The 13,582-nt window shown below is 59.9% G+C and carries 8 protein-coding genes; 3 read left to right on the top strand and 5 right to left on the bottom strand.

The annotated features are described in order from the left end of the window. Nucleotides 1-43: 43 nt before the first annotated feature. Entirely contained in the window at nt 44-3,385 is a 3,342-nt protein-coding gene (ileS, locus tag HMPREF2919_RS04345) for an isoleucine--tRNA ligase (protein WP_070633991.1), read from the bottom strand. Nucleotides 3,386-4,844: 1,459 nt separating this feature from the next. On the opposite strand from ileS, the gene HMPREF2919_RS04340 reads away from it, so the two are divergent. Both HMPREF2919_RS04340 and HMPREF2919_RS04335 read left to right on the top strand, forming a co-directional pair. Further along, on the top strand, nt 4,845-5,798 hold the full coding sequence (locus HMPREF2919_RS04340; RefSeq protein ID WP_070666410.1) for a DUF6318 family protein: 954 nt from the start codon (nt 4,845-4,847) through the stop codon (nt 5,796-5,798). Nucleotides 5,799-6,137: 339 nt separating this feature from the next. Next, nucleotides 6,138-7,103, top strand: coding sequence for a DUF6318 family protein (locus tag HMPREF2919_RS04335; protein WP_070666407.1), 966 nt, complete (start codon nt 6,138-6,140; stop codon nt 7,101-7,103). Nucleotides 7,104-7,410: 307 nt separating this feature from the next. Here the strand turns inward: HMPREF2919_RS04335 and cobA are convergent, their stop codons facing one another. Together cobA and nirB are read right to left on the bottom strand one after the other, a co-directional pair. After that, nucleotides 7,411-8,322 (bottom strand): uroporphyrinogen-III C-methyltransferase, encoded by a 912-nt coding sequence (gene cobA / locus HMPREF2919_RS04330; RefSeq protein WP_049356776.1) that lies wholly within the window; start codon nt 8,320-8,322, stop codon nt 7,411-7,413. A 1-nt stretch (nt 8,323) separates the two neighbouring features. Beyond that, nucleotides 8,324-10,993, bottom strand: a complete 2,670-nt coding sequence (nirB, locus tag HMPREF2919_RS04325; protein WP_070666403.1) for a nitrite reductase large subunit NirB — start codon at nt 10,991-10,993, stop codon at nt 8,324-8,326. A gap of 545 nt (nt 10,994-11,538) precedes the next feature. On the opposite strand from nirB, the gene nirD reads away from it, so the two are divergent. Beyond that, the gene (nirD, locus tag HMPREF2919_RS04320; RefSeq protein WP_060824684.1) at nt 11,539-11,865 is read left to right on the top strand and encodes a nitrite reductase small subunit NirD; all 327 of its coding nucleotides are present in this window, start codon (nt 11,539-11,541) and stop codon (nt 11,863-11,865) included. 138 nt (nt 11,866-12,003) lie between these two features. Here nirD and HMPREF2919_RS04315 read toward each other — a convergent pair whose 3' ends face one another. Together HMPREF2919_RS04315 and HMPREF2919_RS04310 are read right to left on the bottom strand one after the other, a co-directional pair. Beyond that, entirely contained in the window at nt 12,004-12,744 is a 741-nt protein-coding gene (locus tag HMPREF2919_RS04315; protein ID WP_065423850.1) for a sirohydrochlorin chelatase, read from the bottom strand. 83 nt (nt 12,745-12,827) lie between these two features. Next, nucleotides 12,828-13,582, bottom strand: a 755-nt coding sequence (locus HMPREF2919_RS04310; RefSeq protein WP_049355181.1) for an LPXTG cell wall anchor domain-containing protein, incomplete at its 5' end; no start/stop codon positions are given.

Genomic DNA, 13,582 nt, shown 5'->3' with positions numbered 1-13,582 from the left:
CCCGCCCAATCAAGGGACGGGACGGCCGTACGGTTCAGGCGTTTTATGCCTTGGCTACGCTAATGCTCAGCTCGGCTGCTTCGCTCAGCTGCAGGGACACGGCGAGGGTTTCACCGGTCACCAGTGCTTCGTTGGTGCGCAGAGCTGCCAGAGTTTCCTCCGGTGCCGCGATGCTCAGGTTGATGCGGTCCGCAACGTTCAGGTCGGCGTCCTTACGTGCCTGCTGAATAGCGCGGATGGTGTCGCGGGCGATACCCTCGGCTACCAGCTCGTCGGTCAGCTCAATGTTGAGGACCAGGAAGCCGCCGGGCAGAACCGCAGCCGCAGTGTGCTCAGCACCCTCAGCGTCAGCGGCAACCACGGTTGCCAGCTCGTATTCGCCCTCTTCCAGAGCCAGGCCGCCGTCCAGAGCTGCCACGCCGACCAGGACGGTACCGTCCTCGGTCACGGTCCAGTCACCGGACTTGGATGCCTTAATGGCAACCTGCACCTGCTTGCCCAGGCGCGGACCTGCCGCACGTGCGTTGACCTTCAGCTGCTGGGAGATGCCGTAGTCGGCGGGGTCGACGGTGTCGGCGCTGACCAGCTCCACCTGGCGCAGGTTCAGCTCGTCCTCGACGATGTTCGCGAAGTACTCCGCGCCCTTCTCACCGAAAGCGGTGCCCAGGGCTGCGAACTGCTCGGGTGCGATCGCCACGGTCATCTTCTGCAGCGGCTGGCGCACGCGGATCTTCTTTTCCTTGCGCAGTGCCGAACCGGCGGAGCAGACCTCACGCACGGTCTGCATAAGAGCCAGCAGGTCGGACTCGTCAGCGAAGGCGGATGCCTCGGGCCAGTCAGCCAGGTGCACGGAGCGTTCACCGGTGAGGCCGCGGTAGATTTCCTCGCTGCTGAGCGGCAGCAGGGATGCGGCGACCTTCGACACGGTCACCAGTGCGGTGTAGAGGGTGTCGAATGCGTCGGTATCTTCGTTGAAGAAGCGCTCGCGGGAGCGGCGCACGTACCAGTTGGTCAGTGCGTCGGCGTATTGGCGCAGGGATTCGCAGGCGTTCCAGATGTCGTAGGAGTCCATCGCTGCGGTGACCTGCTCGATGAGTTCGCGGGTCTTGCCGAGGATGAAGCGGTCCATCACGTGCTGCGAGTCGTACTTGAGCTTTGCGCTGTAGCCTTCGCCGTTGTTGGCGGCGTTAGCGTACAGGGCGAAGAAGTGGTAGACGTTCCACAGCGGCAGCATGACCTGGCGAACACCCTCACGGATGCCCTGTTCGGTCACGATCAGGTTGCCGCCGCGCAGAATCGGCGAGGACATCAGGAACCAGCGCATTGCATCGGAGCCGTCGCGGTCGAGGACCTCGGAGACGTCCGGGTAGTTACGCAGGGACTTGGACATCTTCTGACCGTCCGAGCCGAGCACAATACCGTGGCTGATGACGTTCTTGAACGCGGGGCGGTCGAAGAGTGCGGTCGCCAGTACGTGCAGCACGTAGAACCAGCCGCGGGTCTGACCGATGTACTCGACGATGAAGTCTGCCGGGTAGTGGTTCTCGAACCATTCCTGGTTCTCGAAGGGGTAGTGCACCTGTGCGTAGGGCATGGAGCCGGAGTCGAACCAGACGTCGAGCACGTCTTCCACGCGACGCATGGTGGACTTACCGGTCGGGTCGTCTGGGTTCGGGCGGGTCAGCTCGTCAATGTACGGGCGGTGCAGGTCGGGTTCGCCGTCCTTGTTCAGGGGCAGGCGGCCGAAGTCTGCCTTGAGCTCTTCGAGGGAGCCGTACACGTCCATGCGCGGGTAGTTCGGGTCGTCCGAAACCCACACGGGGATCGGGGAGCCCCAGAAGCGGTTACGGGAGATGGACCAGTCGCGTGCGTTCTCAACCCACTTGCCGAACTGGCCGTACTTCACGTTTTCCGGGATCCAGTTGATCTGCTTGTTCAGCTCGTACATGCGGTCCTTGAAGTCGGTGACCTTCACGTACCAGGAGGTGATTGCACGGTAGATGAGCGGGGTGCGGCAGCGCCAGCAGTGCGGGTAGGAGTGCACGTAGGACTTCTCGCGGATCAGCACATCGTCTGCCTTGAGGGCGTTGATGATGGTGCGGTTCGCGTCGAATGCCTGCACGCCCGCGATTTCAGCCAAGGCGGTGGAGCCGGAGGCGGTAGGCTCGGCGAAGAGGTTCAGGAACTTTGCGCCTTCGTCGAGGGAGAGGATCACGGGGATGCCGTAACCTTCACAGACCTTCTGGTCGTCTTCACCGTAGGCGGGTGCCTGGTGGACGATGCCGGTACCGTCACCGGTGGTGACGTAGTCGGCGACGAGGATCTGCCAGGAGGTTTCGGTGCCCCACTTTTCGGCGTCTGCGAAGTAGTCCCAGAGCGGGGTGTAGCGCACGTGCTCGAGCTGGGAGCCGGTGTAGCGTGCGGTGACGGCTGCGTCTGCGTCCTTTTCGGGCTGGTCGCCTTCGTAGCCGAGGTCCTTGGCGTAGGAGCCGAGCAGCTCGGAGGCGAGCAGGAAGGAGCGACCCTCGAACTTGCCTGCGCCGGGTACGACGGAGTATTCGATCTCGGGTCCGACGGCGAGTGCCTGGTTGGTGGGCAGGGTCCAGGGGGTGGTGGTCCATGCGAGTGCTTCGACGCCGTCGAGTTCTGCGGCGACCTTCTCGTCAGCGCCGAGGGCGGTGTCTGCGGTGAGGCGGAATGCGACGGTGACGGTCTGGTCCTGGCGGTCCTTGTACACGTCGTCGTCCATGCGCAGCTCGTGGTTGGAGAGGGGAGTCTCGTCCTTCCAGCAGTAGGGCAGCACGCGGAAGCCCTGGTAGGTCAGGCCCTTGTCGTAGAGGCGCTTGAACGCCCAGATGACGGACTCCATGTACTCGACGTTCAGGGTCTTGTAGTCGTTTTCGAAGTCGACCCAGCGTGCCTGGCGGGTGACGTACTTTTCCCACTCGTTGGTGTACTTGAGCACGGATGCGCGGGCAGCGTCGTTGAAGTTGTCGATGCCCATTTCGAGGATTTCGCGCTTGTCGGTCATGCCGAGCTGCTTCATTGCCTCGAGTTCTGCGGGCAGGCCGTGGGTGTCCCAGCCGAAGCGGCGTTCTACCTTGTGGCCGCGCTGGGTCTGGTAGCGCGCGACGAGGTCCTTGGCGTAGCCGGTGAGCAGGTGGCCGTAGTGGGGCAGGCCGTTAGCGAAGGGAGGGCCGTCGTAGAAGACGAATTCGTTTTCGCCGTTTTCGCCTGCGGGGCGGTTCTCGACGGATGCGGAGAAGGTGTTGTCCTTCTTCCAGTAGTCGAGGACTGCCTCTTCGAGTGCGGGGAACTTGGGCGATGCGGTGACGCCGCTTCCTGCGGCTTCGAAGGCGCTCGCCTTGGGGTAAACATGGGACATGTGTTTGTGCGCCCTTATCTGTTGTTCTCAACGCTGAGAGGTTGGGGCGACAGGGTACGTAGCACTCGTCGTCCCACCGTTTCAGCGGGTGAGGATTGACATGACGGGTGCAAGGACGCCTGGGCATCGCTGACTTGCCCGGGTTGTGCCGGGGGTCGGGATGCGGCGCGGTACCACCTTGCTTACTGATTTAACAGCTCAACGCACCGAACCCTCCCGGGGCTACGTGGCGTCGCGGTGTATGTCCGCGATACCTAGCCACCGGAAGAGCGGCGCGTTGGGCGGGTATCAGTCGCTTATTACAGCTATATCGGGCTTAACCGTCCGGTTCTACTGGGACTACATCTCTTCCGCTAAGACACCCTCGCCGCAGCGATTGGCGGGTGTCCGCAGGTGCGGTCCGTTCTTCCGAATTGCTCGCCGGTGATGGCCGGGTCGTTGCAAACACTAATAGTTTATGTGGCTTTTGTGTCTGTATGCAACCCCGCGGGGTGTGGGTTTGAACAGCACTTTTCTAATGCACCGATACTGGAGGCGCAAAACAGAATGGTTCTTCGTTCGGCGATATCTAGAGCGAGTAGGGGGCTTAAGGGGTCTTGCCCCACCCCGCACTCGGGCGTGTTTAAGGATGTATGTTTTTACATTCCTTGCGTGTTGCTTTAAGTGGGTTTCAATTTTTTCAAGGGAGCCTGCGGGATTAGTGTCGGTACAACCACAAGATATGGGGTGAACACCGATGTAATTCCACTAGATATTCACCTCTGCAAGTTTTCATCCCCTCAGTATTCCGTGTGGGAACCGGTTTTTCCGGATGGTTCAGCAATGCATAGCGGGTGAATAGAGTGCATATTTGGGGATTGCCGAGCGGGTTTCCCCTTATTGAATCGGGTATTTCTTCTGGACTATTGAAGACTTCCTTACGGTCAGAAGATTAAACTAAACACCCTCCTCTCCCCCGCCTTTTGGAAATACTGAGGCGCAGCTCTTTTATTTTTCAAGTCATAAATATGACCGAAATCACTTAGCTCGACATGCGCGCAACCCCCTCGCCAAGTAGTCGCCTCCATCACATAACTCCTCACCAGCAGGGGGCAGCCGTAATACTTTACAGTGATTGATATCTTGAATGCCCCATAGGCTCTCAGGGATTACTAAGGTGCTTTTTCGTGCATTTTGAGCTCAAAATAGTCTAAAATGAATCGTGTAACACATCAATGATGATTCGATAACATCTACCCTCTCACCGGGGCGCGACCACAGCAGTCTCAAAGATGAGTTCACCAGTACCTCTAGCCCACGGCGTGAGGTACACCCGAGGTCACTTCCGGACAGGGTCTGAAACCGCGGCACCTACCCGAAGTTTCACCCCCTTTCACGACCTCGCCCAACACGCCATACAACCACGCGCCCGCCGCCGGGTGCCCCGAGCCTGCCTCGGAAAAAATCAAGGAGTTCACCGATGCTCTCACCCGACCGCTCTTCGAGTACCCGTTCCGCTACTTCCCGCCTCTTAAGCCGCCGCACCCTGCTACTCGGTGGCGCGGTTTCCCTCATGGCTGGTTGCGCCTCCGATATTCGCCCACTGAGCGAAGAGGCAAAAGCTAAGGTAGGCTCCCCCGCCCCTTCCGCGAGCGCTTCACCTTCTGCATCTAGTTCGGCATCTGCTACCGCTACTTCCTCCGCGAGCGCTTCGGCAAGTGCTTCAGCAAATGCCACAAGCAGCTCGTCCAGTGCGGCACGCGTACCCGTCTCCGAGGATGCGCTGGTCGAGGGCTGGCAGAAGTACCCCGGCCCTCTGAAGCTGACCGGCGAATACATGGGCGAGTACCAGCCCGCAACGGATTCTTCCCCTGCGAAGAACGTACCTAAGCCTCTCAAGACCGTTCCGCACCGTGAGGACCCGACCTTCCAGGGCGCCTACGAGACGTTGCGTGCCTACTACAGTGCTCAGATCACCGCGCTCAAGGATGGCCACTATGCAGATCAGGCGATTGAGCTGACCTACCCGGCAGACAAGAGCGCCATCGACGAGGTTAAAGCAGTCAAGGAACTGTATGAGCAGAACGGCTGGTACATGGACTTCACGTGCAGCATTTCCATGCGGAATACGGAGCCTCGAACCGCCCTGAAGAACGGTGACGGCTACGTAGAAATCATGATGGACGCCAAGTATTCTGCCACCGCCATCCATCAGCCGGACGGCACCGAGCGCAAGATACCGGCGATTACTCAGGTAGCCATTCCGCACGTGATGCTCTACACCGAGGGTAAGTGGTGGCGAATCGGCAACGATTATCTGAACGAGCGTCTGAATGGCGGCAAGGGCTCTTCCGACTCTTCTGGCTCCGGAGGTTCCAGTTCCGCAGGTTCTAGCGGTTCTTCGTCCTCGGGCCGAGGCTCCACTAAGGTCTAAATCTGCATGCGCATAGTCCGGCGCGGTCTAAACTAGCCCCGTTTCATCAATTTCATACGCACTAGCCCAAAGTCGTGACGGTACACCCCCTGCACCTCACCGACTTTGGGTTATTGCGTCTTAAAGACAATGTTCAGGGTTTTTTGACGAAGTTTTAAAACCAGTCTTCTATAGTAAGAAGTGGATACTTCATACCGCCGCAGTTCACGCTCCGGCACACCCGTATCCCGGTACCCCCCCTGTACCGCACACAATACAAAAACGATGAGGCGGATCCTTTCGTACGCATCACAGCGTTGTGAAGCGAGCTACCTCGATCAACCACTTTCAGGAGATACCATGTCCTTCCGGCCGAGTGCACACACCAGCTTCTCTGCTAACGACCGAAACGGATTGACCCGCCGCGCCGCGCTCTTGGGCGGTCTGACCGCCGGCGCTTTCGCCCTGGCAGGATGCGCCTTCAACAAGGATATTCGCCCCACCGGTAGCGGCGACACTTTCTCCGGCTCCCCGAGCGCCTCCGCCTCCCCCTCGGCGTCTGTGTCGGCTTCGCCTTCTGAGTCTGCCTCGGCTTCGGCCTCCGCTTCGTCTTCGTCCTCGTCAAGCCGTAGTAGCGCGAAGATTATTCCGTCCGACGAGTTCTTGAAGGACTATAAGAAGTACATTGGCGACGTCAAGTACGAGTACAAGCCCGCCATTGCGCACTATGTTGAGCCGACCGACACCTCCCCCGCGAAGAACGTCCCGATCCCGGTCATTGATACGGTGGCTCAGCGTACCGTCAGTCTCGAGGGCGCCTACAAGACCCTGGCTGCTTACCAGAGCGCGTACATTGCTGCGATGTACAACGGCGACCTGCAGTACCTCAAGGGTCTGGTCCACGGCGCTGACAGCGGTCTGGTCAACAATCTGAAGGCTATTGCTAAGCTCTACGCTGCGGGTGGTTGGACTAAGGACTACGAGAGTAAGCTGAGCATCCGTGACGATCTCGATGCGAAGGCTCTTGCCTCTTCCGATTTGGCTGTTGTGGCGTTCCCCTGCCGGGATGTCGTCAAGGAATACACCATCTACCAGAAGGGCACGGGTGAGGTTCAGAAGGCAAGCACCCTGGATGTCGTGATCTACGTGGTGTACGCCGAGGGCAAGTGGCGCGTGACCAGCCGCGAGTACTTCGTGTCGGAGTACAGCGACCAATTCCGCAAGGTCTTTGAGGGTCCCTCTGCTTCTGCAAGCAAGTCTAGCGGTGGCGGCTCCGGCAGCTCCGGTGGCTCTAGCTCCGGTAGCAGCAGCGATTTCAAGGTCTAGGCTCTGAGATTCTAAGCTCCAAGATTAGGATTTGAGCGCAGCGCCCCTGATGAAAGCGGGGCGGGTATCAACTGATACCCGCCCCGCTTTCGTATGTTCCTGTGCTTCTGTACCGCAGCGCTCCCCCGCTACTGCGCCAGCGAGCGCCTCAGCGCCCGGCAGGTGGCAACTACAGCACAGCAATACCAGCAGGCACAGCAACAGCCCCGCTCCTTGGCAACTAGGAAAACCAAGGATGCGGGGCTGTGCAATACTATCTGGCGCGTAGCTGGACTATCTAGCGCATAGCTACCTGGCGCGCCGCCTTCTAGGAGGTGGAACGCTCACGCAGACGCTCGTGAACCTCGCTCACAAAGCGGTTCTGATTATCGCGAGCATAATGCACGACCTCACCGATGACGGTAATAGCCGGTGCCTTAACCGATGCGCAATCCACCTGAGCGTTCTCAAGGGTCGTGACAGTCACACGCTCCTTCTCCGAGAAACCGTTCTCGATGGTTGCCAGCGGCGTGTCAGCCTCAATCCCACGAGAGAGCAGAGACGCCACCGTATCGGGCAGAGTGCGAACGCCCATCAGCAGCACCACAGTGCCCTGTGCACGCAGGGTCGCCTCAACCGCCGAAACTTCGGTCTCCGACAGGCCGGAGTGACCAGAAATGACGGTGAAAATCGAGGACACCTTACGCAGGGTCACCGGAATCGCCGCACGCGCAGGAACCGCAATAGCGCTGGTAATGCCGGGGATAACCTCGGCCTCCAGGCCAGCGGCGATGCACGCATCCAGCTCTTCAGCGCCGCGACCGTACACGTACGGGTCGCCGCCCTTCAAACGCACCACGGTCTTACCCGAGAGCGCGTAATCAATCATGAGCTGCTGAATGCGGGACTGCGGAACAGCGTGCTTACCGGGAACCTTGCCCACATCAACGATGAGGGCGTTCGGCGCGTACTCGCCGTACTCCTGCGGGGCGAGGTGATCCAGAAGGACCACGTCCGCCTCGCTCAGGGCACGCGCCGCACGCAGGGTCAGCAGGTCAGCGGCACCGGGGCCGCCACCCACAATGTAGACCTTGCCGGGGTTCTCAGCAGGCTCGCCGGGCAGAAGAATGCCGCGTTCCGTCACGCTATCGTCCAGGGTGTGCCCGGGCGCCCCGCCCGCGAGGATTTCGTCAATAGTGGCGAACTCGCGGGGCGGGAACGGAGGAATCTTCGGGCACATACTACGCTGCCGGGACCGGGTTGAGGTCACTGGGCTTGCCCACGGGAATCTTGGCACCGGTCAGCAGGACGGTGTTGGACTCGCCAGCTTCTGCCGCCGCAATTTCCTCGGGGGTTGCGGGGCGAATCTGCTCGCGCTCCAGCACATACAGGTGCGAACCCTCGTCGCTGCCGTTGGGCTCGTTGATGAAGGCGCGGAAGCGGCGCAGACGGCGCTCGTCGCGCAGGGTTGCTGCCCACTCGTCCTCGTAGGAGTCAACGTGACGCTGCATGTCGCGCTCCAGGTCCTCGCACACGCCCAGGGAGTCCTCAATGAGGACGGACTGCAGGTGTGCCAGACCGTCGCCGTGCTCCTCATCCAGATCCTCGAGCCAGCGAGCGGTACGCTGCAGCTTGTCTGCGGTACGGATGTAGTACATCAGGTAGCGGTCAATGTAGCGGATGATGTCCTCGCTGGAGGCGTCCTTGACGAAGAGGCGACCGTGAGCGGGGTTTGCACCACCGTTACCGCCCAGGTACAGGTTCCAGCCGTTGGTGGTTGCAATCAGACCAACGTCCTTGCCCTGTGCCTCAGCACATTCACGGTTACAACCGGAAACGCCGAACTTGAACTTGTGCGGGGAACGCAGACCGCGGTAACGGTTCTCCAGCTGGATTGCCATGCCGGTAGAGTCCTGAACACCGAAGCGGCACCAGGTCGAACCCATGCAGGACTTCACGTTACGCAGGGACTTACCGTATGCCTGACCGGATTCGAAGCCGGCATCCACCAGGCGCTCCCAAATGTAGGGCAGCTGCTCCAGGCGAGCACCGAACATACCGATACGCTGCGCACCGGTAATCTTCACATACAGACCGAACTCTTCAGCGACCTCTGCGATGACGCCCAGCTTCTTAGCGGGAATCTCACCTGCAGGAATACGCGGAACGACGGAGTAGGTACCGTTCTTCTGCATGTTCGCCAGTGCGCGGTCGTTGGTCTCCTGAATACCACCGCGGCCTGCGTCCAGGACGTAGGAGTTGCGGAAGGAGGAGAGAATCGACGCAACGGTCGGCTTACAGATTGCACAGCCGTCGCCACCGCGGCCGAAGCGTGCCAGAACGGAGTCAAAGTCGTCCAGGTTGGTCAGGCGCACAGCCTCAGCCAGCTCCGCACGGGAGAAGTCGAAGTGCTCACACAGTGCCTTGGAGACGGTCAGACCCATCTTCTTCATCTGCTGTTCCAGAGTCTTCTGCAGCATCGGAACACAGGAACCACACTGGGTACCCGCGGTGGTGCAGGACTTCAGGGATGCAACATCGTGGTTGCCGTCAACGATAGCCTCGCGGACAGCACCGAAGCTGATGTTGTTGCAGGAACACAGGATTGCGTCGTCGGGCAGTTCGGTGTCGGGGATGCCGTCGCCGCCGCCAGCTGCGGTCAGGTAAACGTTCGGTTCAGCGGGCAGTTCGCGGCCGAGCAGGGGCTTAAGGGAGTCGAAGGGAGCGGTGTCACCGACGAACACGCCACCGAGCAGGGTCTTTGCGTCGCCGCTAGTCACGATCTTCTGGTACATGCCGCGTGCGGGGTCTGCGAACAGAACCTCGAGGCAACCCTCGGTGGTGCCGCGGCGGTCACCGAAGCCAGCCACCTGAACGCCGGAGAACTTCAGCTTGGTTGCGATGTCGAACTCTTCAACCTGAGCTTCTTCGTTGTCGTTGAGCAGGTTAGCTGCCACAGCATCAGCCATAGCGTTAGCCGGTGCGACCAGACCCCAGGTGCGGCCCAGCACGCAGGCGACCTCACCGATAGCCCAAATGTGCTCGTCGGAGGAGTGGCATGCGTCGTTGACGAGAATACCGCCGCGCTCGCCCAGTGCCAGGTCGGCGTCGCGTGCCAGCTCGTCGTTGGGGCGAATACCGGCACCGAAGACCACCATGTCGGCGGGCAGGGTGCGGATTTCTGCATCCTCAGAAGGAGAATCTGCGATGGAGACGGAGACGACGTTGCCGTCAGCGTCCTTGTTGATACCGGAGATGTACACGCCGGTCTCAATGTCAATGCCGGTTGCCTTAATCTGGGCGTTCACGGCGTAACCGCCGCCCTGGTCAACCTCAACGGAGAGGAGCCAGGGTGCCACGTCCAGGATGGTGGGCTCTGCGCCCAGGTCCTTCAGACCCTCAGCTGCTTCGAGGCCGAGCAGACCGCCACCGACGACGACACCGCGGGGTGCGCGGCCGAGGGTGGACTGCAGGCGCTTGACCTCGGAGACCATGTTCTTCACGTCGTCAATGGTGCGGAAGACGTGTGCGGCGTCCGAGTTAAGAATGGGGATACGAACCGCGCGGGAACCGGTTGCGAAGACCAGCACGTCATAGGGGTACTCGTTGCCCTCGGTGTCGGTAACAACGCGGCGGGTGCGGTCAAGCTTCTCTGCGTGGCAGTTGTTGACCAGGTTGATGTTCTCTGCATTCCACAGTTCGGGATCACCGAGGGTCAGGTCCTTCTCGGTGTCCTTGAAAATCTTCTCGATAGCAACGCGGTCGTAGGGGATGTAGGGCTCGTCGTTGAGGACGGTGATGGTGTCCGCTGCGCGACCGGCAGCTTCAGCGCCTTCGTGGTACGCGCGTACAAAACGCCACGCAGCGGGGCCTGCGCCGACAACGAGAATGTTGCGGGGAGTGTGCGACATGGATTTTCCTTCCTAGTTGTAATGCAGGTAGTTCATGGCACTTATCTACCCTCAGTGTGCGACTGGATCGTGCCCAGCATTGGAACTCCTAGTTTCCGTACCGTTGGGCTCGTACCTGATGCGTACCGAGTAGTTGAAGCACCCGCTTCTTTAGAATGCATCTGAAAATTACGAAACATTTTTGTGTGGGATTATGTTGTTTTCTTCAGGCAGTCAAAAGGCGTTTTAAACTACGACTTTTATCGTACACTCTAGCGCGGGGTCGAGGCATCGAAAATCCGCATTTTTTGGGAAAATTTTCTAAAAAATCCGCGGAATATCGGGCTGAAATAGGGTATTCTTACCTTACCTGAAATTAAATTAGGTAAGGCTAATCTATGAAATTTGAGATCATCTTTTAGGGTAAAAATAACCTTTAGCACCCTCCGCGTGCCCCATTTCCAAATGTGGGTTTCATAAGGTAAACTCCAAACAAAGAACACACGAACCGCTATTGTGTCCTGCACCCCGCGCGGCGCAGACCACCACTTCGAAAGGAAACCCCCATGGCTGAGAACTGGGTACGCATCTGCGCCGAATCTGACCTCGAAGAAAACTGGGGTGAAGTCGCCCTGGTCGACGGCTACCAGTACGCCATCTACAAGACCAAGCACGGCATCTTCGCCAGCGACCACCTCGACCCGCACAGCCAGGCACTGGTCCTCGCACGCGGCATCGTCGGCGAGAAGAATGGCAACCCCACCATCACCTCCCCCCTCTACAAGGAGGTCTACGACCTGACCACCGGCGAGTGCCTCTCCGACCCCTCCTACTCCATCAAGGTCTACCCCGTAGAGGTCCGCGACGGCGACGTCTACCTCAAGACCGCCTAAACACTCACACTTCACAACTCAAACACAGCAACACAAAAAACCTCGGGAACATAACGTCCCGAGGTTTTTTGTATGGATTTTCAGAAGCCCCGAATCAGGTGAGTGAACAGCGAGCGCACTAGCCTGATTTTAAGTCATCTAGGCGGCATCCAGCTGGGCAATAGCGGCATCCATGCGGTCAATAAAGCACTCCGCCACCACGGCAGCAGAAGCACCACCCTGCGCGTTCACCAGCGGCGAGGCAACCTTCACCGGCACACCGGTCGACTCAGCATCACGGCGCATCTTACCGGCGAAGAAACCCTCCGCTAGAAGGTAGGTTGCAGCAAACTTAGGCTGATGCTCAGCAACCACCTCGTGGAACTTCGGATCGATAGCGGCAACGAAGCCGTGATGCACCGGGGTGTTCAGTTCCTCAGCCAGCAGCTCAGCGGCACGGCTCATGTCCGCGCGACCATCAGCACGAGAAGAACCCGCAGCACCCTGCACAACAGGGCCGTCGCCGGGAGTCCAACCAGCCTCTTCCAAGCGGGCGCGGGTCAGTGCGGCAAGGCGCGCATCCGGGCCCAGAGACTCGCCAATACTAATACGCTCAATACCGCTATTGCGTGCGGCACGGCGCAAATCCACCTGAGTGTGGAAACCGGTCGACAGCAGAATCGGCACGATCACGCAGGGCTCATCATTGGGCAGAGAGGCTGCGGCATCATCAACGCTGGGAGATTCCACATCCACATATGCGGCGTGGATACGGTACTCCACGCCGTCGTTACGCTGCGCGAGCAGGAACTTGATCTGCTCACGAATCAGCGTAATAGCCTCGCGACCGGCGACCGAGTCGGTGCCGTGCGAGGTTGCGATTACATTCAGAATAGTCATATTTCCATTGTATGAAAGGAACACCCCGCTTCCCCACTCATGAACACGAGTGACGAAACGGGGTGTTGCACGAAGGCTAAATTTTAGCTCTTGCGGCGGCGTGCCACGACCAGTGCGGTACCTGCAGCCAGGGTGATAGCACCAGCTGCTGCTGCGAACATAGCGCCGGATGCGCCGGTCTGTGCCAGCTTCGAGGAGGAGCTACCGGAGGTCGAGGAACCACCTGCGGAAGAACCACCGTTAGAGGAACCGCCGTTGGAGCCGCTCACACCCAAGTTGTCGGAGGCGCCGGAACCTGCGTCAGAACCGCCGTTGGAGCCACCCTTGTGGCCGGCTGCGTTCTGGTCAGCGGTGCTGCTCTCAGAAGCAGAAGCGCTCGCGGATGCAGACTCACTTGCGGAAGCGCTCGCGGACGCGGATGCACTCGCAGATGCAGACTCGCTAGCCGATGCGGTCACCGATGCGCTGCTGGAGCTGCTTGCGGAGCTCGATGCGCTCGCAGAAGCGCTCGAAGAAGCAGACGCGCTAGCGGATGCAGACGCGCTCACCGAGGGGGTCACAGCGGGAACGCTCGGAACCGCGGTCGGGGAAGCGCTCACCGATGCGCTCGGAGTTGCAGAAGCACTCGGGGCTACAGAAGGAGCCACGGATGCGGTCGGCAGAGACGGCGAGGTGGGCTCTTCCGAAGGTGCTGCGGTGGGTTCTGCGGTCACGCTGGGCTCAGCGGTTGCAGAGGGTTCCACGGTCGGCTCAGCAGTCGGTTCTGCGGTGACAGAAGGTTCTGCAGTAGCAGAAGGCTCCGCAGTCGGCTCAGCGGTGGGAGCAACGGTCGGCTCAG

This window comes from Rothia sp. HMSC068E02 (genome assembly GCF_001813565.1).
Lineage (GTDB): Bacteria > Actinomycetota > Actinomycetes > Actinomycetales > Micrococcaceae > Rothia.
Note: the sequence above shows the minus strand (reverse complement) of the source record. Positions and strands in the feature narration are given on the sequence as shown.